Raw genomic sequence first — 23,731 nt, 5'->3', positions numbered from 1 at the left:
TCCCCGCTCATCTTGGGCAGTCTTGCAGCCGAAGGTTTAAGAAACCCTCAAGCTTCAAGCGAACCGTGGCAGTGCTTGTACTTCTTGCCCGAGCCGCAGGGACAGGGCTCGTTGCGTCCGACGCGGCCCCAGCTCAACGGGTTGGCCGGGTCACGCTCCTGAGCTGGCGCAGCACCGTCATCGCGCAGGGCCATCTCGTCCTGGCCGGTGACCGGATCCATGTGATGTGCCTGCATTGGCAGCGGCGCCATGGGCGTCGGCTGCGGTTCACGAACGATCTCGACCCGTGACATCTGCAAGGTGACGGCATCGCGCAGGTTGGCGAGCAGCGCCTGGAAGAGTTCGAAGGCTTCGGATTTGTATTCCTGCAGCGGGTCACGCTGGGCATAGCCACGGAAGCCGACAACGGAGCGCAGGTGGTCCAGGTTGACGATGTGCTCGCGCCACAGGTTGTCGATCGTCTGCAGGACGATCGAGCGCTCGACATAGGCCATGATCTCTGGGCCAAAACGCTCCGCCTTCTCCGCAGCGGCCTTGTCGGCGGCCTCCATCAGGCGGGTCATGATGTCGTCTTCGGCAATCCCTTCCTCGGCGACCCATGCCTCGATCGGGAGGTCCAGATTGAGTGTGCTTGCAACCTTTTGCTTCAGCCCCTTGGCATCCCACTGCTCGACATAGGCATTTTCCGGAATGTGGAGCGCCACCATGGTCTCGATGACTTCATGGCGCATGTCGGCAATCGTGCCGGACACGTCGGTGGCGTCCATCAGTTCGAGGCGCTGCTCGAAGATGACCTTGCGCTGGTCATTCAGCACGTCGTCATACTTCAGGAGGTTCTTGCGGATGTCGAAGTTGCGCGCTTCGACCTTCTTCTGAGCCCGTTCCAACGCCTTGTTGATCCAGGGATGGACGATGGCCTCGCCTTCCTTCAGGCCGAGCTTCTGCAGCATCGAGTCCATCCGGTCAGAGCCGAAGATGCGCATCAGGTCGTCCTGAAGCGAAAGATAGAACTTGGAGCGGCCCGGGTCGCCCTGACGGCCCGAACGACCGCGCAGCTGGTTGTCGATACGGCGGCTTTCGTGGCGCTCGGTGGCGATGACATAGAGGCCGCCGGCTTGCAGCGCCTGTTGTTTCAGAGCCTGCACATTCTCGCGAATGGCAGCTTCCTTTTGCTCGCGCTCGGGGCCGGGTTCCATGCCGGCAAGCTCGTGCTCAAGGCGCATTTCGAGGTTGCCACCCAGCTGGATGTCCGTACCGCGACCGGCCATGTTGGTCGCGATCGTCACGGCACCAGGAACACCGGCCTGCGAGACGATATAGGCTTCCTGCTCATGATAGCGGGCGTTCAGAACCTTGAAGTCCTTGAAGCCGCTCTTGCTCAGCATGTCGGCCAGAAGTTCCGACTTCTCGATGGAGGTGGTGCCGACCAGCACGGGCTGATTGCGTTCATTGGCAATCTTGATCTCTTCGATGATCGCCTTGAACTTCTCTTCAAAGGTCCGGTAGACCTCGTCGTCCTCGTCGATACGCTTGATGGGGAGGTTGGTCGGAACCTCGACGACGTCGAGACCATAGATGTTGGAGAATTCTTCCGCTTCGGTCGCTGCCGTACCGGTCATGCCGGCCAGCTTCTTGTACATACGGAAATAGTTCTGGAAGGTGATCGAAGCCAGCGTCTGATTTTCGGGCTGGATCTGGACCTTTTCCTTGGCTTCCAGCGCCTGGTGCTGGCCTTCCGAGTAACGGCGGCCCGGCATCATGCGACCGGTGAACTCGTCGATGATGACGATTTCATTGTTGCGGACGATATAGTCCTTGTCCTTCTGGAAGAGCTTGTGGGCTTTCAAGGCATTGTTGATGTGGTGAACGATGGCGACGTTCTCGACATCGTAAAGAGACTCGCCCTTCAGCAGGTTTGCCTCGCGCAGCAGATTTTCGAGCTTTTCCGTACCGACTTCCGAGAAGTTGGCTGAACGCTGCTTTTCATCGATTTCGTAGTCTTCTTCGCTCAGCAGCGGAATGAAGGCATCAATCGTGTTGTAGAGGTCTGACCGGTCATCAAGCGGCCCGGAAATGATCAGGGGCGTTCGCGCTTCATCAACGAGAATCGAGTCTACTTCATCGACGATGGCATAGTTGTGGCCACGCTGGACCATCTGGCCGCGCTCATACTTCATGTTGTCGCGCAGATAGTCGAAGCCGAGTTCGTTGTTCGTTGCATAGGTAATGTCGCAGGCGTAGGCGGCGCGGCGTTCCTCGTCCGAAATCCCGTGAACGATCACGCCGGTCGTCATGCCGAGGAAGCCGTAAAGCTTGCTCATCGTGGTGCTATCGCGCTTGGCGAGATAGTCGTTGACGGTCACCACATGGACGCCCTTGCCAGACAGGGCGTTCAGGTAAACGGCCAGCGTTGCCACCAGCGTCTTGCCTTCGCCGGTCTTCATTTCCGCGATTGCGTTTTCGTGAAGGATCATGGCGCCGATCAGCTGAACGTCGAATGGCCGCAGACCCAGAGTGCGTCGGGATGCCTCACGCGCGACCGCAAAGGCCGGAACGAGAATGTCGTCGAGCTTCTTGCCTTCTGCCAGTTGCGTCTTGAATTCGGCGGTCTTGCCTGCCAGTTCCGTATCGGAGAGCGCCTTCATGGATTCTTCGAGCGCACCGATTGCCTTGACACGGGACTGATAGGAACGGACGCGACGCTCGTTGGAGGAACCAAAGAGTTTGCGTGCAAGTCCACCAAGATTGACCATTCTTATGGTCCTTTCCGACCTTCGTCATCTTAACATAACGCTGACATGTGCACGGAGAATTGCACATTCGGGCGCGCCGCGTCCGGAAACGGCTCTGGACGCGAGGTTGCGTGACAGATAAGAGGGGGGTCGAATGATGTCAACGGCGCAGCCTTGGGCCAAAGGCCTGCAAAGCGGGGCATCCGACACTATTTTGCCCTATTCGAACGGTCTTCAAACGGTTCACCCTGCGAAAGGACTATTATGCTTCGCGTTCACAAAATCATACTTGCCGCCTGTGTGGCTTTCGTTGGTCTTCAAGGCTTTGCTCATGCACAAGATGCCGTTGTTGCCAAGGTCGGCGATCTTGAAATCACTCAGTCAGAGCTTGATCTGGCAATTGCCAACCTTGATCCGCAGCTGCAGCAATTGCCGGACGAGCAGAAGAAGATCGCTGCGCTTTCTGGCGCGATCGACGTCAAGCTTCTGGCCAATTCCGCACAGGAAGCCGGTCTTCGCGACGATGCCGAATTCCAGCGTCGCATGAATTTCATCGCCGACCGGGAATTGCACAACCTCTATTTCAAGAAGAATGTCGTTGATGCCATCACGCCGGAAGAAGTGAAGGCCCGCTACGACAAGGAAGTCGCCGACCTGCCGAAGCAGGAAGAAGTGCGCGCCCGTCATATTCTGGTAAAGACCGAAGAAGAGGCCAAGGCTATCATCGCTGATCTCGATGCCGGAAAGGACTTCATCGAGCTGGCAAAGGAAAAGTCGACCGACCCGAACAAGTCTGAAGGCGGTGATCTCGGCTATTTCACCAAGGGTCGGATGGTTCCTGAATTCGAAGAAGCTGCCTTTGCCATGGAGCCGGGCACTTATTCCAAGACGCCGGTCCAGACCCAGTTCGGCTTCCACGTGATCAAGGTTGAAGAAAAGCGCGACCAGCCGCCACCGCCGTTTGAGGAAGTGGAGCCGCAGGTTCGCCAGCTTGTCATGCGCGACAAATATCTTGAGATCCTTGAGAAAGCGAAGGCTGAGCAGACGGTGGAAATCGTCGACGAAGCCCTGAAGAAGGGTTATGAGGAAGCAAACCAGGTTCAGCCCTGATCCTTCTTCGTTTCTTTGAACCTTGAAGGCCCGCATGTTGCGGGCCTTGCTCGTTATCGGTAACAGGCTCCACCATGTCCTCCACGATCTCTCCCCTGGCTCCCAAATCCTATCCAGACATGCCGACCATCCGGGGTCTGCGCATGGCGACGGCTGCTGCGGGCATCAAGTACAAGAACCGCACCGACGTTTTGCTGATGACGTTTGACAAGCCTGCGAGCGTTGCGGGCGTGTTTACCCGCTCCAAATGCCCGTCTGCACCCGTCGATTTCTGCCGCAAGAACCTGCCGGCAGGCGTGGCGCGCGGTGTTGTGGTCAACTCCGGCAATGCAAACGCGTTTACCGGCGTCAAGGGCAGGGCTGCGACCGAGCTCACCGCCAAATCCGCTGCGGCTGCGATTGGCTGCTCCGAGGGCGAGATCTATCTGGCTTCCACCGGCGTCATCGGCGAGCCTCTGGATGCCACGAAGTTTGCCGGTGTTCTCGGCGATATGCATGACAAGGCGACAGGTGACTTCTGGCTGGAAGCTGCCAAGGCGATCATGACCACCGATACTTATCCCAAGGTCGCGACACGTTCAGCCAAGATCGGGGACGTAGACGTTACCATCAACGGGATCGCCAAGGGAGCGGGCATGATTGCGCCCGACATGGCGACCATGCTGTCCTTTGTCGTGACGGATGCCGATATCGAGGCGTCGGTCCTGCAATCTCTTCTGTCTGCCGGTGTCGAGCCCAGCTTCAATTCGGTCACCGTGGACAGCGATACATCGACCTCCGATACGCTCTTACTGTTTGCAACAGGTGCGGCGAGTGAAGACGGCCAGCAACGTGTTGTTTCAGCGGAAGATCCTCGACTTGACGGGTTCCGCGCGGCGCTCAACGACCTGCTGAAGGATCTGGCCCTGCAGGTGGTTCGCGATGGCGAAGGCGCGCGCAAGATGGTGGAAGTCACCGTCAAGGGCGCGGAAAATGATCTGGCAGCCAAGAAGATTGCCCTGTCGATTGCCAATTCGCCACTGGTGAAGACGGCGGTCGCCGGCGAGGATGCGAATTGGGGCCGCATCGTCATGGCGGTCGGAAAATCGGGCGAGATGGCTGACCGTGACCGTTTGGCGATCTGGTTCGGCGACATTCGCGTTGCCGTCAATGGTGAGCGCGACCCGGCTTATTCGGAGGAAGCCACGACAGCCGTGATGCAGAAGGAAGATGTTCGTGTGACGGTGGATATCGGACTGGGTTCCGGGACTGCCACCGTCTGGACATGCGACCTGACCAAGGAATATGTCGCGATCAATGGCGACTACAGGAGCTGACCGCGACCATGCTTGCAATCGTCGCGGATCAGAATCTACCCCTTGTGCGTCGTCTGGAAGCCGTCGGGTTCCGGGCCTGGCCGACATCCAGCGTCCAATATGACGGCAGCTGGCAGATCAGGCTGAGCGGGGGGCATCCTTCCAAGCGTCTGAACTGCGTGGTTGCGCTCGATCCGTCTGACAGCAAGGACATTTCCCTCAGGCTCGAAAAGGCGGGGCGAAAGTTCGAGGCTCATGGACGTCCGCTGCTTGTGCGTGAGACGCCGCTGTCGCCAAAGGCGCTGATCGAAGAGCTTAAAAACGATGGTTGGGAGCGGTTTGACGAGACAATGACCCTGACGGGTGATCTGTCGACGCTCACGCTTCCCGATATGCTCGACCATCTGCCGACCCATGACATCGGACGTTTCGTCGATGCGGATCTGGCTGTGCATGCGAGCGATCCGTCCCTGAAGCCGGCTCTGGCCGAGGTGATCAGCGCAATCAAGCCCCCGACCGGGCTGTTTCTGATCGAAGATCCGGACAGCGGCCCGGTGGCCTCCACGCTTTGTGTACAGGACAATGATCTGGCCGGGATCATGTCGCTTGCCGTGCGCTCCGGTCGTCGCCGGGAAGGTCTCGGGCTGGAGATTCTCACCTCGGCTTTGCGCTGGGCACGCGTCCGTGGGGCCAAGACTGCATGGCTGCAGGTTGCGGCGGATAACACCGCTGCCTTGCAGCTCTACGGCAAACTCGGTTTTCAGGTGGCTTATCGCTACCGCTATTGGCGTAAAGGGACCTGATGGGCGAGATAAGCAAACCGATCGTGCTTGTGGCGGCCTGTGCGCTGGTCGATACCGACGGCCGCATCCTTCTGGCTCAAAGGCCGGAAGGGAAGTCGCTTGCGGGTCTGTGGGAGTTTCCAGGTGGCAAGGTCGAGCCCGGCGAGACGCCGGAGGAAACGCTGATCCGTGAACTCGAGGAGGAACTGGGCATCAAGACCCAAGTGGCCTGTCTGGCCCCGCTTACCTTCGCAAGCCATACTTATGAAAGCTTTCATCTGCTGATGCCGCTTTATGTCTGTCGGCGTTTCGAAGGGGTTGCCCATGGCCGGGAAGGGCAGCAGGTGAAGTGGGTGAGGCCCAAGTCGCTGCGGGATTATCCAATGCCGCCGGCCGACGAGCCGCTCATACCCTTTCTGATCGACCTCCTCTAATCTGCAGATCTTTACGGACGTCGTTAACGCTAAGTTTATATCCATCAGGCAAGACTAAACGCTGTTCATGCGTTGAATGCGTGTGTGGAGCGTATCATGTCAAACGAGGATTTCTGGCGGACCGTGCGGTCAAGGGAACAGTCTCACGGCAAGACTGGTCGGACCGGCGTGTTCAATGTCGCCTTGCTCTTCGGAACCGCTGCCATTGCTCTGACGCTCGTCGTCACACCCATGCTTTCGGAACGGACAGAGCGGCGGTCGCTTGCGTTCCAGCCCGATCAATTCGACATGATCACCACCGGCTCCATACCGCGTGCTGAAGCGGGCCATCCTTATACCGGCAAGCGTTACACGATCCGCAGAAGCATACTTCAGGAGACCCCCGGGTCAGTCTGTATTGTTGAAGGCTACAATCACGAAAAGGGCTGCTGAGGCCTGCACATCAATCGGGCGTGGCACGGTCGCGCTCTTATCGGGGGACTGCATGCAGGTGTTCAAACGATTTCTGAAGGATGAGGGCGGGGCCACGGCCATTGAATACGGTTTGATTGCAGCTTTGATCAGTGTGGCCCTGATTTCAGGTCTCGGTGCATTTACCGGTTCCCTTGGAAACGTGTTTTCGACGATTGAAAACGCTATCGTGTCTGCTGGCTGAAAGGTTAACCCGGCTCTAGATCCCGGTCTTCGGCGCAGAATTCAGCGCGTCAGCGAGGCTCATTTTCGCCGAGCCTGGTTTCAGTGGTTTCTGCTGGCTTTCATGCGGTGCCCAGCCGGAAAGGAAGACGATCGAAAAGGTCGCTCTGATACGACCATCCGGATCTGAAAAGCGTTCTGCATAGAGTTCGGCCGCCCGCAGGAAGAACCGGCGACTGACCGGGCGTTTCCTCCGGCCGATCAGCGGATTGGTCATCCCCATCGCGCGCAAATCACGCATCAAGGCGAAAAGATCATCGTAGCGAACCGTGAAGCTCTCCTCGTCGATGACAGGCAGGGCAAAGCCGGCGCGCTGCATCAGAGCGCCCAGGTCACGGATGTCGGCAAAGGGGATGACCCGCGGGCTTGCGCCCCCGTAGATTTCGGTTTCTGCGGCCAGCAGAACCTCGCGCAATTCTGCGAGCGTGCCGGCGCTTGGGACGGCGGCAAAGAGCAGGCCGTCCGGCTTGAGGGCGCGGCGCATCTGGATCAGCATGCCAGGCGTGTCATTGGTCAGATGAAGTGACAGGGGGGACAGGATCAGATTGACGGAGGCGGGATCGAGCGGCACGGTCTCAAAGGATGCCGGGCGGATGTCGCCGCTTGTGCCTGCCGTCTCGGCGGAGGTTTCGATGCGGGTGAGGTGACCGACCTTGCCGGTCGACAGGGCAGCGTCACCGACGACACCGGACATTCCAAACAGTTCGACCGCTTTGTCGAAGTGACGTTCCACGAGGAGAAGCCGGTCCCGCATTTCTTCTGCGGCCAGCTTCAGCAGGAAATCGCTGCCACTTGCCGCCAGACGCAGCGCACGTTCGCGGTTGCGGGTGACGAGGGCGGTATCGAAGATCTCATTCATGCCATGCTTTCCGGGATGCACGCCCCTTGTTCAGGTCAAGCGGACAGGCTTACACTGTCCGGATGGACAGTCAGATAATGCAGAAAGTGGTGAACGTCAGCCGGCTTTTCCACCGGAACACGTTTTCGCGCCTGTCCGACCTGCTTTATCCGCCCTGCTGCGCGCATTGCCATATCCATACGGGGAGCCACAGGGCACTCTGCCCAAGCTGCTGGAGCGAGATCCGCTTCATCGAGCGGCCATTTTGCGATGTGCTGGGAACGCCTTTTGCCTATGACGAAGGCGAAGGTGCTGTATCGCCCGAGGCGATCGCCAATCCACCTGCCTTTGACCGCCTGCGGTCGGCAACGGTGCATGATGGCGTGGCGCGGCATCTCGTTCATGCCCTCAAATATCGGGACCGGACGGATCTGGCTCCGATGATGGCCAGCTGGATGGCCCGGGCGGCACGGGCCGAACTCCATGCTGCAGATGCCATCATCCCGGTGCCGCTGCATCGGTTGCGCATGTTCCGGCGGATGTTCAACCAGTCTGCCGAGCTTGGTCGGCATTTGGCCATGGCTACGGATCGGGCCTTTCTGCCCGAGGCGCTTATTCGCCGAAAGCGGACCGAGCAGCAGATCGGCCTGACGGCAAACGCGAGAGCTCTCAATGTCCGTAACGCCTTTCTTGTGCCGGAAGGGCGGGAGGATCTGGTCTTTGGACGGAGGCTCGTGCTTGTCGACGATGTCTATACGACCGGTGCAACGGTCAATGCCGCTGCCAAAGCGCTGCGACGGGCGGGAGCCGCCGACATCACGGTTTTAACCTTTGCAAGGGCTCTTGGTCAGCCTATATGAGACACAAAGGTTTCGGTAGTTTATCCAGCATTTTGCGGAGTTTCCCGATGGCATCGGTTACCATCTATACACGTCAGTTCTGTGGTTATTGTGCCAGGGCCAAGGCCCTGCTGGCCTCCAAAGGCGTGGAGTTTGTCGAGCATGACGCAACAGAACGGCCAGAGGCGCGTCAGGAAATGATCAAACGCTCAAATGGCGGCATGACCTTCCCGCAGATCTTCATCAATGACCGCCACATTGGCGGCTGCGATGACCTTCATGCGCTCGATCGGGCCGGCAAGCTCGATCCGCTGCTTGCCGAGTAAAGGCCGAATAAGGATTGAGACGAATGACGTTCAAGGCAGCTGCCATCCAGATGTGTTCCGGTATCGACCCGGAAAAGAACGTGGCCTCGATGCAGCGACTGGTGCGGGACGCGGTGGCGAAGGGTGCGATCTACGTTCAGACCCCGGAGATGACGGGCGCAATCCAGAAGGATCGGGCCGGGTTGATGGCAATCCTGCGTGACGAAGACACCGATCTCATCGTCAAGGCTGCTTCTGATCTCGCGCGGGAACTTGGCATCCATCTGCATGTCGGTTCCACCGCCATCCGGCTGCCTGACGGCAAGATTGCCAATCGTGCTTTCCTCTTCGATCCTAAGGGGCACAAGATTGCCTCCTATGACAAGATCCACATGTTTGACGTCGATCTCGACAATGGCGAGAGCTGGCGTGAAAGCGCGGTCTATCGTCCGGGCGAGCGGGCGCTGGTTGCCGATCTGCCTTTCGCCAAGGTCGGCTTCGGGATCTGCTACGATGTGCGCTTTCCGCATCTCTTCCGCACGGAGGCGATGGCTGGTGCCGAGATCCTGACGACGCCAGCCGCATTCACGCGGCAGACGGGCGAGGCCCATTGGGAAGTGCTGTTGCGGGCGCGCGCCATCGAAAACGGTGCCTTCGTGATTTCCGCAGCGCAGGCAGGTGTGCATGAGGATGGCCGCGAGACCTACGGCAATTCGATGATCGTCGACCCCTGGGGGCGCATCCTTGCCAGAGGTGGAGACACGGGCGAATCCGTGGTGATCGCGGATATCGATACCGCCGCCGTCGCAGCCGCACGCGGCAAGATCCCCAATCTGAAGAATGGTCGCGACTTCCGCCTCGACATTGCGCCGGAACTCGCCAAAGGAGGGGTGACGGTTTGATCCGCTATTCGCTCTCCTGCGACCAGGCCCATGAATTCGAGGGCTGGTTCTCGAAAAGTGACGATTTCGACCAGCAGAAGGCCAGTGGGTTCCTGACCTGCCCAAGCTGTGGATCAGCACAGGTGTTCAAGGCGCTGATGGCGCCGTCCGTTTCGACGGCACGGAAAAAGGAAATGCAACAGGCGCTGGCCGTGTCTGCGGCGCAGAAGCACGCGATGGAAAAGCTGAAGGACGCCGTGCGTGAGATCCGCGCCAATAGCGAGGATGTCGGCGCAAAGTTTCCCGAAGAGGCCCGCAAGATCCATTATGGCGAGGCTGAGGCCCGGGGCATTATCGGCGAAGCGTCACCCGTTGAAGTCCAGTCTCTGATCGAAGAAGGCATCGAAATTGCGCCTCTGCCGGTGCTTCCGGATGACCCGAATTGACGGGGTTAAAGTCACCGCCGCTCAACCCTTGAAGCCGCCTTCTTCGAGATAGGTTATTTCCTCGGGCGTGGTGACACGTCCGAGCGCCTTGTTCCGGTGGGGAAAACGTCCGAAGCGTTCGATGATGTCGAGATGCAGTTGCGCGTAATCGAGCGTGACCTGATCGCCTGTCCGGGCAAAATGCTCTTGAAAGAGGGCGAGGCAACGTTTCTGGTCTTCAAGTTGTTCGGAATGCTCCAGCGGGAGATAGAAGAAGATCGCGAGGGCAGGTTCCACCTGGAGATGGAACCCACGTTCCATGGCCTGATCGGCGATATGCCGCGCTAGTCCATCGGTCGCGAATGCATGGCCACTGCCGCGAAAGAGGTTGCGCGGAAACTGGTCGAGCAGCAGCATCAGGGCCAGAGCGCCTTCCGCAGTGTCACACCAGTCCTGCAATTCGTTGCGGGAAGCTGCAAAATGCAGGTCGAGGAACTTGTCCCGGATGGCTTCATCGAACGCTTCGTCCTTCGCGAACCACTTTTCGGGTCCCGCAGACTGCCAGAACCCGACAACGTCGCTTGGAGTGATCACGCTGCCGGTCATGACGTCTGCTGCTTTGCCGAAAGGACCATGTAGTTCACGTCGATATCGGATGAGAGGTTCCACTGGTTCTGCAACGGATTGAAGAAGACGCCCTTCATTTCAACGGTCTGCATGCCAGCTGCGGCAAGCGGGCCTTCAATTTCTTCCGGACGCACCAGCTTTTCATATTGATGCGTGCCGCGTGGGAGCCAGCGGAGCACATATTCGGCACCCACGATAGCCAGAGCTGCGGCCTTGAAGGTGCGGTTGATGGTCGAGACCAGCATCAGGCCGCCTGGGCGCACCATGGAGGCACAGGTCGACAGGAAAAAGTCCACGTCGGCGACGTGTTCCACCACTTCCATGTTCAGCACCACGTCAAAGGTCTCGCCGGCGGCGGCAAGTTCTTCGGCTGTCACTGCCCGATAGTCAACCTTGATACCGGTCTGCCCGGCATGGGTCATTGCGATCTTGATGTTCTTTTCGGAGGCATCGGCTCCCAGGACATCGGCACCCATGCGGGCCACGGGCTCGGAGAGAAGACCACCACCACAGCCGATATCGAGAATACGCAGGCCTTCCAGTGGTCGGTGCGAAAGCGGATCACGACCGTAGTGGGCGCAGACATGGTCACGAATATAGGAGAGGCGAACGGGATTGATCTTGTGCAGCGGCTTGAACTTGCCGGTCGGATCCCACCATTCGGCAGCCATTGCGGAAAAGCGATCGACTTCAGCCTGATCGATGGTCGTGCGTGCTTCAGCGCTCATCGGGTGAACTCCATTGGGAACATAATGCTGAAGTCGGACGATCGACCAATAAAGTCAAGGGTAAGCGAGGTCGCAGTCTCATCGATCCTAGACCGATCTTCCTTCCGGGCTGGAACTCACCGGCGGATCGCATGTTTTAGAAAGATGTTTCAAGCCTCGCATTACTTGAAGGATCAGACATCATGCGTAGCCTCATTCTTACTGCCCTGACCCTCTCCCTGGGCGCAACTCTGCCATCGGTGGCCGATGCGGCACCCGGATTTGCGACGGGGAATGTCAATATGCGATCTGGCCCGAGCACCCAGTATCCGCGCATCACCACGCTTCCGGAAGGTGTGCGGGTCGACATCCGCGGCTGCATGACATCGCGAAACTGGTGCGATGTTGTTTGGCGCGGTTATCGCGGATGGGTCAGCGCATCCTATTTGCAGAGCACCTATTCCCAGCGCCGCGTACCTGTCGGCCCGAGATACTACCGACCACTTGGCATTCCCTCGATTACCTTCTCGATAGACCGGTACTGGCGGGATCATTACCGCGACCGGGACTTCTATCGTGACCGCGACCGCTGGCGGGACCGCGACGGCTGGCGTGATCGTGACAGACGTTCTGATCGGGATCGGGATTGGGACCGTGATCGGCGGGAAGGACGCCGCGATGGTGGCCGACCTGATCGTGACGTCTTTTCCCTGTTTTGCCGTCAGGATCCCGATTGCCGAGCCCGGCTTGACGGCTCGTGAGACCATTACAATCTCGCGTCCGAGATACTTGATGTCCAAGAGTTTGAACGAAGTCTTGAAGGCGTAACGACACAGCAGAAAGTGGCGTTGCGTCTTCAGTGCTAATTCGATAAAAGCCCCGCAACCTGACGCCTCCAGCGCGGGTCGGTGTTTTTTCCGTCGGTATCTCCGGCGTTTCTCAAGGGCATACGGTTTAAGTCTATGGCTCGCATCGTCATGAAGTTCGGCGGAACCTCCGTCGCCAATCTGGAACGCATTTATAACGTCGCGCGCCATGTGAAACGTGAAGTCGATGCCGGTCATGAAGTGGCTGTCGTGGTGTCGGCCATGTCGGGCAAGACGAATGAGCTGGTCGACTGGGTGCAGAACATGCCGAAGGTGGCTGGAGCGGACTCTCCCTTTTATGATGCACGCGAATATGACGCCGTTGTCGCTTCGGGCGAACAGGTGACATCCGGCTTGCTGGCGATTGCCCTGCAGTCGATGGGTGTCAATGCTCGCTCCTGGCAGGGGTGGCAAATCCCGATCAAGACAGACAATGCGCATGGCGCAGCCCGTATCCAGGAAATTGATGGTGCCGAGATCATCCGCCGGATGGGCGAGGGGCAGGTGGCCGTCGTTGCCGGGTTCCAGGGTATCGGTCCTGACAACCGGATCGCGACGCTGGGTCGCGGCGGCTCAGATACATCTGCCGTTGCGATTGCCGCCGGCGTGAAGGCCGACCGCTGCGACATCTACACGGATGTCGACGGTGTCTACACGACCGATCCGCGCATCGAGCCCAAGGCGCGCCGCCTGAAGAAGATCGCGTTCGAAGAAATGCTCGAAATGGCCTCGCTCGGTGCCAAGGTGCTGCAGGTTCGCTCCGTCGAACTCGCCATGGTCCACAAGGTCCGCACCTTCGTGCGCTCCAGCTTTGAAGATCCCGATGCGCCGGGCATGGGCGATCTCCTGAACCCACCCGGCACTTTGATTTGCGATGAGGAAGAGATCGTGGAACAGGAAGTAGTCACCGGTATTGCCTATGCCAAGGATGAAGCGCAGATCTCGCTGCGTCGCCTTGCCGATCGTCCGGGCGTGTCAGCCGCGATCTTCGGACCGCTGGCTGAAGCGCATATCAATGTCGACATGATCGTCCAGAACATCTCCGAAGACGGCTCGAAGACCGACATGACCTTCACGGTTCCCTCGGGCGACGTGGACAAGGCGCTTTCCGTTCTGGGTTCCAACAAGGAAAAGATCGGCTTTGACGTCGTCCAGAGCGAAAAGGGTCTGGTCAAGGTTTCCGTCATCGGTATCGGTATGCGCAGCCATGCCGGCGTTGCCGCGACTGCCTTCAAGGCGCTGGCCGAGAAGGGCATCAACATCAAGGCGATCACCACGTCAGAAATCAAGATCTCCATCCTGATCGACGGACCCTATGCCGAGCTTGCGGTTCGCACTTTGCATTCCTGCTACGGTCTGGATAAGAATTGATTCCATAAAGCGGATCACGGATCGCCGGTTGCAATCGGAGTGGCGAGGCCGCTGACCAATCGGAAGTGGGAGCCACAACGTGATGAGAGACCAATCGGCGGGTCCGCGCGTCCTCCTCAAGCGGTTGCGCGAACTGATGGCGGAGCCGCTGGAGCCGCAGGAGCGGCTTGACCAGATCGTTCGCCAGATCGCGAGCAACATGGTTGCCGAGGTCTGCTCGGTCTATGTGCTCCGCTCCGATGGTGTTCTCGAGCTTTATGCGACGGAAGGTCTGAACAAGGACTCCGTTCACCTTGCCCAGTTGAAGATGGGACAAGGTCTCGTCGGTACGATTGCCGCATCGGCCCAGCCCCTCAACCTTTCCGATGCCCAGGCGCATCCCGCCTTCCGCTATCTGCCGGAAACGGGCGAAGAGATCTATCATTCCTTCCTCGGCGTGCCGATCCTTCGAACCGGTCGCAGCCTTGGCGTTCTTGTCGTGCAGAACAAGGCGGCCCGCAATTACCGCGAGGACGAGCTTGAAGCGCTCGAGACGACGGCCATGGTTCTGGCCGAGATGATCGCGACAGGCGAGCTCAAGAAGATCACGCGTCCAGGTCTCGAACTCGACCTGACCCGCGCCGTGACAATCGAAGGCGACAGCTACAGCGAAGGCATCGGTCTTGGCTATGTCGTGCTGCATGAGCCGCGCATCGTCGTCACCAATCTCCTGAACGAGGATACGGAAACGGAAATCCGCCGCCTGGCGGATGCGCTCGGATCGCTCCGCATTTCGATCGACGACATGCTGTCGCGTCGCGAAATTTCCATGGAGGGCGAGCATAGAGACGTGCTCGAAACCTACCGCATGTTCGCCCATGACCAGGGCTGGGTGCGCCGCATGGAAGAGGCCATCAACAATGGCCTGACAGCAGAGGCTGCCGTCGAGAAGGTTCAGAGCGACACCAAGGCGCGCATGATGCGCCTGACCGATCCCTATCTCAGGGAGCGGATGCATGATTTCGACGACCTCGCCAATCGACTTCTGCGACAGCTGACCGGATTTTCGCCGCACAGTGCCACCGAAGGGTTTCCAGGCGATGCTATCATCTTTGCCCGTGCCATGGGGGCGGCGGAGCTGCTGGATTATCCGCGCGAGAATGTGCGCGGCCTCGTTCTCGAAGAGGGGGCGGTCACCAGCCATGTGGTCATTGTCGCGCGGGCCATGGGGATTGCCGTGGTCGGGCAGGCAACAGGAGCCGTAGCGCTGGCCGAGAATGGCGATCCGGTCATTATCGATGGTGATGACGGGGCGGTTCACATCCGCCCGGTGGCAGACCTTCAGAAGGCGTATGAAGAAAAGGTAAGGCTGAGGGCGCGCAGACAGGAACAGTTCCGTGCCCTTCGGGATGTCGAGCCGATCACCAAGGATGGTCATCGCATCCGGCTGCAGATGAATGCTGGTCTGCTGGTTGACCTGCCTCAACTGGCCGATTCCGGCGCCGATGGGATCGGTCTGTTCCGCACGGAACTGCAGTTCATGATTGCCTCGACTATGCCCAAGAGCGAGGAGCAGGAGGCGTTTTACCGCAATGTGCTGCGCCAGGCGGCGGGTATGCCGGTGACCTTCCGCACGCTTGATATCGGCGGCGACAAGGTTGTCTCCTATTTCCGGGCGCAGGAGGAAGAAAACCCGGCTTTGGGTTGGCGGGCGATCCGTCTTTCGCTTGACCGGCCGGGGCTGTTGCGGACGCAGCTGCGCGCGCTGCTGAAGGCTTCTGCCGGAGCAGAGCTCAGGATGATGTTGCCCATGGTGACCGAGGTCCAGGAAATCCGGGCTGTCCGCGAGCTGATGCAAAAGGAAGTGCAGCATCTTTCCAAGTTTGGCCATCACCTGCCGAAGAAGCTGCAATTCGGTGCCATGCTCGAAGTCCCGGCCCTGATGTGGCAGCTGGATGAGCTGATGGACGAGGTCGATTTCGTGTCCGTTGGTTCGAATGACTTGTTCCAGTTTTCCATGGCAGTCGATCGGGGCAATGCGCGCGTGTCCGACCGCTTCGATATTCTCGGTCGTCCCTTCCTCAGGATTTTGCGCGATATCGTGCGTGCCGGTGATCGGCACAAGACACCGGTGACGCTGTGCGGTGAAATGGCAAGCAAGCCACTTTCTGCCATGGCTCTGATCGGTGTCGGGTTCCGCTCGATTTCGATGTCGCCGACCTCGATCGGGCCGGTCAAGGCCATGTTGCTGGGGCTTGAGGCGGAGAAGCTTTCGGTCGAGCTGAACGCAGCCCTTGACGACCACCACTCGCTCGTGCCAGTGCGCGAACTGCTGGTCCGCTTTGCGGCAGACAATAATATTCCTCTGTAATCCCGCAGCATAGGTGGAGTGAAGGTTGGCGAAGCTTCCTGTCGACAAGATGCGCGAGCTTGAACGCCGTTTCGGCGAGATCGAGGCGCGAATGTCGGCTGGCCCGGCGGCGGATGTCTATGTCAAGCTGGCATCCGAATATTCAGAGCTGGAACCTGTCGTCAAGAAGATCCGGGAATATCAGTCGGCGACTTCTGAAATTGCCGATTTACGGGCGATGCTCAGTGACAGGGGAACCGATCGCGAGATGCGGGACCTTGCCGAGATGGAACTGCCGGAAGTCGAGGCCCGCCTGGACGTACTTGAAGGCGAAATCCAGATTCTGCTGCTGCCGAAAGATGCTGCGGACGAAAAGAGCGCAATCCTGGAAATACGCGCTGGAACTGGTGGATCGGAGGCGGCGCTGTTCGCGGGTGATCTGTTCCGAATGTATGAGCGCTTCGCCAGCACCAAGGGCTGGAAGGTGGAAATTCTTTCTGCCAGCGAAGGCGAGGCTGGTGGGTTCAAGGAAATCATCGCGACGATTTCCGGGCGTGGCGTTTTCTCTAAGCTCAAGTTCGAATCCGGCGTTCATCGCGTCCAGCGGGTCCCGGAAACGGAAGCAAGCGGTCGCATTCATACGTCGGCGGCGACGGTCGCAGTCTTGCCAGAGGCCGAGGACATCGACATCGAGATTCGTCCGGAAGATATCCGTATCGATACCATGCGTTCATCCGGTGCCGGTGGTCAGCACGTCAATACGACCGACTCTGCGGTGCGCATCACGCACCTGCCTACGGGCCTGATTGTCACCTCCTCGGAAAAGTCACAGCATCAGAACCGGGCCAAGGCCATGCAGGTTTTGCGGTCCCGGCTCTACGATATCGAAAGGCAGAGGGCCGAGAGCGAGAGGTCGGCAGATCGCAAGAGCCAGGTCGGATCCGGGGATCGCTCCGAACGTATCCGGACCTATAATTTTCCGCAGGGGCGGATTACCGATCACCGGATCAACCTGACGCTTTACAAGCTCGACCGAGTGATCGAGGGCGATCTTGATGAGCTTGTAGATGCGCTGATTTCCGATTTTCAGGCCGGTCAACTGGCCCAGCTTGGCGAACAGGCGTGACAGCGCGCAGCGTCACCCTTGGTCAGATCCTGGCTGAGGCGCGTCGACGCTTCGAAGAAGCCGGACTGGCGAATGCGGCCGCCGATGCACGCCATCTCCTCATCAATTTGCTGGGCCTTAGTTCTATCGATCTGATCAGCAATGACCGGCGGGTCTTAAGCGCGGGCGAGCTGGAGCTTGTCGAAGACGGCATTGCGCGCCGGCTGAGGCGGGAGCCGGTGTTTCGGATTATTGGTCGAAGGGATTTCTACGGTCTGGAACTTCGCCTTTCCTCAGGCACGCTGGAGCCAAGGCCGGACACCGAAGTTTTGGTCGACGTAGTTTTGCCGCATCTCATCAATATTGCTTCCACGAAGGGGACGGCAAGGATTATCGACCTGGGGATTGGAACCGGCGCCATCGCATTGGCGTTGCTTTCACAGGTTGACAATTGCAGTGCCCTTGGGGTCGATCTTTCTGATGATGCCCTTGAGACAGCGAAAAGGAACGCTGAAATGCTTGGCCTTGGGTCAAGGTTTCGGACGCTCAACAGTCGCTGGTTCGAAACGGTCGAGGGTCGTTTCGACCTGATAGTCTCCAATCCCCCCTACATCCGCAGTGATGTGGTCGAGAGCTTGGAGCCAGAGGTTCTCCTGTTTGATCCGATTCTGGCGCTGGATGGTGGGGATGACGGTCTGACCGCATATTGTTCGATAGCCGCAGATGCCCGGCAATACCTGGAGGAAGGCGGTTTGATTGCAGTGGAAATCGGGTTCGATCAAAAGCAAGAGGTAACGAATATATTTCGACAAAACGGTTTTAAACTATTGGAATCGCGACAAGACTTTGCTGGAAATGACCGCGTTCTGCTCTTTGCAGAGGGCATCCGTTGAGGGCTTTGCTGCGAGTGCTAAGGATATTTCCAGGTTTTGAAGAAAAAAGCTTGGTTTTCCAAAGGAAGCGAGATAGTTTGCGGGCACGCAACGGACGGTGGGGAAAGAACGAAGATTCGTTCGGGTCTGGGCCGGCTTCGATTATGGCTCCGAAGAGAGCAGCACGAAGCGACAAAACACCGGGGCGTGCACCAGTTAACTTGACTTTCACCAGCGGCAAGCAAAGCGGTAGCGCAATCTGCCGACGGCGCGCGCGGACTTGGTCCGGTTTAACCAAAGCCACAAGCGTAGCCTTTTCATCAGCAAACAAGACATTCAGGTGATCTATCTATGAGGCCAGGACAGCAGAACAAGCGTGGTCGGGGGCGCAATAACAACAACAGCGGTAATGGTGGCGGTAACTTCAACCGCAAGGGCGCCAATCCTCTGACACGAACCTATGACAGTTCCGGTCCTGATGTGAAGATCCGGGGTACGGCTCAACACATCGCTGAAAAATATGCAACGCTTGCTCGCGATGCGCAGAGTGCTGGCGATCGGGTCATGGCAGAGAATTACCTGCAGCATGCCGAGCATTACAACCGTATCATTGCTTCGGCTCAGGCGCAGATGCAGGAGCGCTTCCAGCGCGACGATCGAAATGAATTCAACGATCGCGATAACGATGACATTGACGCGACCGATGAGCAGCCTGTGTCCCATTCGCAGCCGGCACCCCAGCCAGAAATTGCCGGGTCGGGGCCGCAGCCGGTTATCGAGGAAATGCCAGCTGAAGCCGCAGCTGCTGCTGCTGAAAGCGCCGCCGATGGCGCTGCTGCATCCGGAGAACGTGCGCCGCGTCGCCGCAGCGCGGGTAACCGTCCTCGTCGCCAGCCGCGTCGGACAGCAGCCAGTGGCGAAGCCGGTGAAGCCGACGAACAGGAAGACAAAGAGCGCCAACCTAAGCCGGAACTGGTGGCCGTCGCGTCCGAGTGACGGTGGTGGCACGACTTTGATGCAACTCGTCGCAGTCGTGACGATTGTCAAAAACTCCGGGCCAGTCCCGGAGTTTTTCGTTTAAGTGCCTCTTTAAAGGGGAAAAATCGCCCCCCATATCTCCGTTAACGGGACGGCTTTCTGTCGTTCTTGGGCTTGCCTGAAGGGAGCCCTTCCTCAACAACCGGACCATGCCGATGCGGGTGGTTCCGGACTATGGAGATGGACCATGAATATTGAAAAATACTCCGAGCGGGTTCGTGGCTTTCTGCAATCAGCGCAAACCCACGCCTTGTCTGAAGGTCATCAGCAATTCACGGCTGAACATGTGTTGAAGGTGCTGCTCGATGACGAGCAGGGCATGGCTTCTTCGCTGATCAGTCGCGCCGGTGGCGATCCCAAGGAAGTCCGCCTTGCCAATGATGCCGCCCTGGCGAAACTGCCAAAAGTGTCTGGTGGCAATGGTCAGGTCTATCTTGCCCAGCCGCTTGCCAAGGTTTTTTCGACGGCAGAGGACGCGGCAAAGAAAGCCGGTGATAGCTTCGTCACGGTGGAGCGCCTTCTCTTGGCACTGGCCATCGAGACCTCTGCCTCCACATCCGCCTCGCTAAAGAAGGGTGGTGTAACCGCGAATGCGCTCAATCAGGTGATCAATGAGGTTCGCAAGGGCCGTACCGCAGACAGTGCAAATGCGGAGGCGGGTTTTGACGCCCTCAAGAAATATGCCCGTGACCTGACGGCCGAAGCACGGGAAGGCAAGCTTGATCCCGTTATCGGTCGTGACGACGAGATTCGCCGCACGATCCAGGTTCTGTCGCGTCGGACCAAGAATAATCCGGTTTTGATCGGCGAGCCCGGCGTTGGCAAGACCGCAATCGCCGAAGGACTGGCGCTGCGTATCGTCAATGGTGACGTGCCCGAGAGCCTGAAGGACAAGAAGCTGATGGCGCTCGACATGGGCGCGCTGATTGCCGGTGCAAAATATCGCGGCGAATTCGAAGAGCGGCTGAAGGCCGTGCTGAACGAGGTGCAGGCCGACAACGGCGAGATCATCCTCTTCATTGACGAGATGCATACGCTGGTGGGTGCAGGCAAGGCCGATGGCGCGATGGATGCCTCCAACCTTCTAAAGCCTGCTCTGGCGCGTGGCGAACTGCATTGTGTCGGCGCCACGACGCTCGATGAATATCGCAAGCATGTGGAAAAGGATGCGGCGCTTGCCCGTCGTTTCCAGCCGGTGATGGTGGATGAACCAACCGTCGAGGACACCATCTCGATCCTGCGTGGTCTCAAGGAGAAATACGAGCAGCATCACAAGGTCCGGATCTCGGATTCGGCTCTGGTTTCCGCTGCGACACTCTCCAATCGTTATATCACAGACCGTTTCCTGCCCGATAAGGCCATCGACCTGATGGACGAGGCTGCGTCGCGGCTGAGGATGCAGGTCGATTCGAAGCCCGAAGAACTCGATGAGCTTGACCGTCGCATCATCCAGCTGAAGATCGAGCGGGAGGCCCTGAAGAAGGAGACCGATACGGCTTCTGTTGATCGGCTGAAGCGGCTTGAAACCGAATTGACCTCGCTTGAAGAGCAGGCGGATGCGTTGACGGCCCGCTGGCAGTCTGAGAAACAGAAGCTCGGACTTGCGGCCGACCTGAAAAAGCAGCTCGACGAAGCACGCAACGAACTCGCCATTGCCCAGCGCAAGGGTGAATTTCAGCGTGCTGGCGAGTTGGCCTATGGCGTGATCCCCGATCTGGAGAAGCAGCTGGTCACGGCGGAAGCACAGGATGGTTCTGCTGCCGGGAATATGGTGCAGGAAGTGGTGACACCGGACGGGATTGCGCATGTGGTATCTCGCTGGACCGGTATTCCCGTCGACAAGATGCTGGAAGGCGAGCGCGACAAGCTGCTGAGGATGGAAGACGAACTGGCCAAATCCGTCGTCGGACAGGGCGATGCCGTTCAGGCGGTTTCCCGTGCGGTTCGCCGGGCGCGTGCCGGGCTGCAGGATCCCAATCGCCCGATCGGCTCCTTCATTTTCCTCGGTCCGACCGGCGTCGGCAAGACGGAACTGACCAAGTCGCTGGCCCGATTCCTCTTCGATGACGATACCGCCATGGTCCGGATCGACATGTCGGAATACATGGAAAAGCACTCGGTGGCGCGTTTGATCGGGGCACCTCCCGGTTATGTCGGATATGACGAAGGCGGTGCCTTGACTGAGGCTGTCCGGCGCAAGCCTTACCAGGTGGTCCTGTTCGACGAAATCGAAAAGGCCCATCCGGATGTATTCAATGTGCTTCTGCAGGTGCTTGATGATGGTCGTTTGACCGATGGTCAGGGTCGTACCATCGATTTCAAGAACACGATCATCATCATGACGTCCAACCTGGGGGCTGAATACCTCACCGGGCTTGGCGAAGATGAGGATGTTGACAGCGTGCGCGAGCAGGTGATGGGTGTGGTGAAGTCCTCCTTCCGTCCGGAGTTCCTCAACCGCGTGGACGAGATTATCCTCTTCCACAGGTTGAAGCGCGCCGAGATGGGCTCGATTGTCGATATCCAGATGGAGCGTCTGGTCTCGCTGTTGGCAGAACGCAAGATCGTCATCGATCTTGGTCCGGATGCGAGGGCATGGCTGGCGGACAAGGGCTATGATCCAGTTTATGGCGCGCGGCCGTTGAAGCGGGTGATCCAGAAATATGTACAGGACCCGCTGGCCGAACAGATCCTGTCCGGCGACATCACGGACGGCTCGACTGTCGCGGTGACGGCAGGATCCGATCGATTGCTGTTGTCTGCCTCCCGATCGGTCAGCGAAGCAGCCTGACACCTGGGACCATTGTAGTTAAAAAGGCCATGGCGAGCGTTCGCCATGGCCTTTTTGCCATTGAGCGGTGATGATGGTGTTGCGGGTGTCGGTGCAGCTTGCGACAAGCAGCCAAGATCAGCGGCTCGCCACTTCGGCGGGTCTGCCACCAGCCGCCAGCAGCGCATCAATCCGGTTCCGCTCCTCCTGGAACCGGGCGAGTGCCTCCCCATCCAGCGCCTTGCCACCTGGGAGACGCACTTTCATGGCATCAACCTTTGTCCCGTTGACGATGAGCTCATAGTGGAGGTGATAGCCAGTCGAGGTGCCGGTCGAGCCGACATAGCCGATCACCTGTCCCTGCTTGACCTTTGCACCCGGCGTCACGCCCTTGGCGATCCCGCTTTGGTGATTGTAGGAGGTCACATAGCCATTGGCGTGACGGATCAAGGTCTGATTGCCGTAACCCGAAACCCAGCCAGCCTTTTCAACCACGCCATCGCCGGTCGAAATGATGGGAGTGCCGCGGGGTGCCGCCCAGTCAACCCCGGTATGCATGCGTGAATAGCCAAGGATCGGATGCCGGCGCATGCCAAAGCCGGAGGTCAGGCGCCCATTTGGCACCGGATTGCGCAGAAGAAACTGCCGAACGCTCTTGCCCGTTTCATCATAATAATCGATCGAGCCGTCTTCCGGGTTCTGAAAACGATAGAAGGTCGTGACATTGTCGCCGAAGCGGGCGCGGACATAGAGAAGCTCCGATTCTTCCGTGGCGCGTCCCTTTTCATCCTGAACCGAAAAGAAGGCTTCCAACGCATCCGTTGGCCTCAGTTGGGCCTGGAAATCCACATTGGAAGCGAGCAGTCGAATGATCTGTCGCGTCATATCAACCGTCATGCCGTAGGAAAGCGCCGCACGGAACAGACCGTCATAGGCGCGTGGCAGATCGCGGCTTGCAAGGACTGTCGGGCCGTCGTCGTCGAAGATGGTCGAAATGGCCTCCAGATAGGGAGGTTCGACACCTTCCACGAGGCGACCGGCATCATTGACCGCAAAAGTCACCCGATGGCGGCTATTGCGATAAAGCGAGATCCGCACGAGGCGAACTTCCTCGCCGCGTTGTATGACACCGATGCGGATCAGATCGCCGGCTTCAAGGCGGTCCGACCCGACATGGGGATGAAGAGCGTCGGCGATCGCATTCGCCCGATCTTCCGGATAGCCGGACGCCATGACAACCTGGGCTATCCCCTGGGCGCGACGCACAGGCAGGAGATCGTCGGCATATTCGGGCGTCATCGGCGTGATCAATTCGGGCTCGGCAACGCTCATATTCTGCTCGACGACGCGCGCCGTCAGACCCTGAACAAAATCGAGACCGGTGTCGGCCGTTTCAAACCGCTGGGGGTCGACATAGGAGAGCGCGACCATCTGCGTGTCGCCATCGGACAGGACAGCCCCATTGGTCCGTACCGTTTGCTCCACCTCATCCAAGGTCATTTCCCCAACGAGCGGAAGCGTGGGCGATGTGGGAAAGGGGGTCGACTTCAACACGACCTCCGACTCGACGTCCGAGCCATACAGAACCCCGGTGCGGTTCTGCAGCTGAAGGCCGCCCTCGTCCGAGGCAAAGATCGTCAGGGGGTCAAAATCGGGGTAACTTTCCTGAACCTGATAATTGGCCGCGAGCGTCATCTTGACATGGGCAAAGG

21 protein-coding genes and 1 pseudogene (1 of these 22 running past the window's edge) are annotated in these 23,731 nt (G+C 58.8%); 17 read left to right on the top strand and 5 right to left on the bottom strand.

Annotated features, from left to right (window positions below; translation table 11 throughout):
* Positions 1-47 precede the first annotated feature (47 nt).
* The gene (gene secA / locus FE840_RS02740) at positions 48-2,753 is read right to left on the bottom strand and encodes a preprotein translocase subunit SecA (protein ID WP_138287358.1); all 2,706 of its coding nucleotides are present in this window, start codon (positions 2,751-2,753) and stop codon (positions 48-50) included.
* A 243-nt stretch (positions 2,754-2,996) separates the two neighbouring features.
* Here secA and FE840_RS02735 point away from each other — a divergent pair, with 243 nt between their 5' ends.
* The 6 genes and pseudogenes from FE840_RS02735 to FE840_RS02710 all read left to right on the top strand — a co-directional run bounded on the left by FE840_RS02735 (position 2,997) and on the right by FE840_RS02710 (position 7,008).
* Positions 2,997-3,842, top strand: a complete 846-nt coding sequence (locus FE840_RS02735) for a peptidylprolyl isomerase (protein WP_138287359.1) — start codon at positions 2,997-2,999, stop codon at positions 3,840-3,842.
* Positions 3,843-3,916: 74 nt separating this feature from the next.
* Positions 3,917-5,158 (top strand): bifunctional glutamate N-acetyltransferase/amino-acid acetyltransferase ArgJ, encoded by a 1,242-nt coding sequence (argJ, locus tag FE840_RS02730; RefSeq protein ID WP_138287360.1) that lies wholly within the window; start codon positions 3,917-3,919, stop codon positions 5,156-5,158.
* Positions 5,139-5,940 (top strand): annotated as a pseudogene (locus FE840_RS02725) (GNAT family N-acetyltransferase). Before argJ ends, FE840_RS02725 begins: the two are co-directional and overlap by 20 nt.
* The gene (gene mutT, locus FE840_RS02720) at positions 5,940-6,353 is read left to right on the top strand and encodes an 8-oxo-dGTP diphosphatase MutT (protein WP_138287362.1); all 414 of its coding nucleotides are present in this window, start codon (positions 5,940-5,942) and stop codon (positions 6,351-6,353) included. The pseudogene FE840_RS02725 and the gene mutT overlap by 1 nt, the downstream one beginning before the upstream one ends.
* Positions 6,354-6,449: 96 nt before the next feature.
* Positions 6,450-6,785, top strand: coding sequence for a hypothetical protein (locus FE840_RS02715; RefSeq protein WP_138287363.1), 336 nt, complete (start codon positions 6,450-6,452; stop codon positions 6,783-6,785).
* Between the two features lie 52 nt (positions 6,786-6,837).
* Positions 6,838-7,008, top strand: a complete 171-nt coding sequence (locus FE840_RS02710) for a Flp family type IVb pilin (RefSeq protein ID WP_138287364.1) — start codon at positions 6,838-6,840, stop codon at positions 7,006-7,008.
* A gap of 15 nt (positions 7,009-7,023) precedes the next feature.
* Here the strand turns inward: FE840_RS02710 and FE840_RS02705 are convergent, their stop codons facing one another.
* Positions 7,024-7,905, bottom strand: coding sequence for a methyltransferase domain-containing protein (locus FE840_RS02705; protein ID WP_138287365.1), 882 nt, complete (start codon positions 7,903-7,905; stop codon positions 7,024-7,026).
* Positions 7,906-7,982: 77 nt separating this feature from the next.
* Here FE840_RS02705 and FE840_RS02700 point away from each other — a divergent pair, with 77 nt between their 5' ends.
* From FE840_RS02700 to FE840_RS02685, 4 genes are read left to right on the top strand one after another with little or no spacing between them, the layout of a single operon-like run.
* Positions 7,983-8,744, top strand: a complete 762-nt coding sequence (locus FE840_RS02700) for a ComF family protein (RefSeq protein WP_246318837.1) — start codon at positions 7,983-7,985, stop codon at positions 8,742-8,744.
* A 47-nt stretch (positions 8,745-8,791) separates the two neighbouring features.
* The gene (grxC, locus tag FE840_RS02695; protein WP_138287367.1) at positions 8,792-9,049 is read left to right on the top strand and encodes a glutaredoxin 3; all 258 of its coding nucleotides are present in this window, start codon (positions 8,792-8,794) and stop codon (positions 9,047-9,049) included.
* A gap of 23 nt (positions 9,050-9,072) precedes the next feature.
* Entirely contained in the window at positions 9,073-9,930 is an 858-nt protein-coding gene (locus FE840_RS02690; RefSeq protein ID WP_138287368.1) for a carbon-nitrogen hydrolase family protein, read from the top strand.
* Positions 9,927-10,355: a DUF1178 family protein gene (locus tag FE840_RS02685; RefSeq protein WP_138287369.1), complete on the top strand. Its 429-nt coding sequence runs from the start codon at positions 9,927-9,929 to the stop codon at positions 10,353-10,355. Before FE840_RS02690 ends, FE840_RS02685 begins: the two co-directional genes overlap by 4 nt.
* A 21-nt stretch (positions 10,356-10,376) precedes the next feature.
* Here FE840_RS02685 and FE840_RS02680 read toward each other — a convergent pair whose 3' ends face one another.
* Together FE840_RS02680 and ubiG are read right to left on the bottom strand one after the other, a co-directional pair.
* Complete coding sequence (locus FE840_RS02680; RefSeq protein ID WP_138287370.1) at positions 10,377-10,940, bottom strand: DUF924 family protein; 564 nt, start codon at positions 10,938-10,940, stop codon at positions 10,377-10,379.
* Positions 10,937-11,689 (bottom strand): bifunctional 2-polyprenyl-6-hydroxyphenol methylase/3-demethylubiquinol 3-O-methyltransferase UbiG, encoded by a 753-nt coding sequence (gene ubiG, locus FE840_RS02675; RefSeq protein ID WP_138287371.1) that lies wholly within the window; start codon positions 11,687-11,689, stop codon positions 10,937-10,939. The genes FE840_RS02680 and ubiG overlap by 4 nt, the downstream gene beginning before the upstream one ends.
* A gap of 182 nt (positions 11,690-11,871) precedes the next feature.
* Between ubiG and FE840_RS02670 the strand changes: the two genes are divergently transcribed.
* The 7 genes from FE840_RS02670 (at position 11,872) to clpB (ending at position 22,040) form a co-directional block, all read left to right on the top strand.
* The gene (locus FE840_RS02670; RefSeq protein ID WP_138287372.1) at positions 11,872-12,429 is read left to right on the top strand and encodes an SH3 domain-containing protein; all 558 of its coding nucleotides are present in this window, start codon (positions 11,872-11,874) and stop codon (positions 12,427-12,429) included.
* Positions 12,430-12,630: 201 nt separating this feature from the next.
* Positions 12,631-13,905, top strand: a complete 1,275-nt coding sequence (locus tag FE840_RS02665; protein WP_138287373.1) for an aspartate kinase — start codon at positions 12,631-12,633, stop codon at positions 13,903-13,905.
* An 82-nt stretch (positions 13,906-13,987) separates the two neighbouring features.
* Positions 13,988-16,255, top strand: a complete 2,268-nt coding sequence (gene ptsP, locus FE840_RS02660; protein WP_138287374.1) for a phosphoenolpyruvate--protein phosphotransferase — start codon at positions 13,988-13,990, stop codon at positions 16,253-16,255.
* 25 nt (positions 16,256-16,280) lie between these two features.
* Complete coding sequence (gene prfA / locus FE840_RS02655; protein ID WP_138287375.1) at positions 16,281-17,360, top strand: peptide chain release factor 1; 1,080 nt, start codon at positions 16,281-16,283, stop codon at positions 17,358-17,360.
* Positions 17,357-18,232 carry a peptide chain release factor N(5)-glutamine methyltransferase gene (prmC, locus tag FE840_RS02650; RefSeq protein WP_138287376.1) on the top strand — a complete coding sequence of 292 codons (876 nt, stop codon included), beginning with the start codon at positions 17,357-17,359 and terminating at the stop codon, positions 18,230-18,232. The genes prfA and prmC overlap by 4 nt, the downstream gene beginning before the upstream one ends.
* Positions 18,233-18,562: 330 nt before the next feature.
* Positions 18,563-19,207, top strand: coding sequence for a DUF4167 domain-containing protein (locus FE840_RS02645; RefSeq protein WP_138287377.1), 645 nt, complete (start codon positions 18,563-18,565; stop codon positions 19,205-19,207).
* A 229-nt stretch (positions 19,208-19,436) separates the two neighbouring features.
* On the top strand, positions 19,437-22,040 hold the full coding sequence (gene clpB, locus FE840_RS02640) for an ATP-dependent chaperone ClpB (protein WP_138287378.1): 2,604 nt from the start codon (positions 19,437-19,439) through the stop codon (positions 22,038-22,040).
* Between the two features lie 117 nt (positions 22,041-22,157).
* Here clpB and FE840_RS02635 read toward each other — a convergent pair whose 3' ends face one another.
* On the bottom strand, positions 22,158-23,731 hold the 3' portion of the coding sequence (locus FE840_RS02635) for a M23 family metallopeptidase (RefSeq protein ID WP_138287379.1). Its footprint extends 370 nt past the window's final position; the window shows 1,574 of its 1,944 coding nt (coding positions 371-1,944); its start codon lies off the right edge, out of view; it ends in the stop codon at positions 22,158-22,160.

Origin of the sequence: Peteryoungia desertarenae, from assembly GCF_005860795.2 — a bacterium.
Lineage (GTDB): Bacteria > Pseudomonadota > Alphaproteobacteria > Rhizobiales > Rhizobiaceae > Allorhizobium > Allorhizobium desertarenae.
The sequence above is the reverse complement of the archived record's forward strand: the minus strand, read 5'-3'. Positions and strand labels throughout refer to the sequence as shown.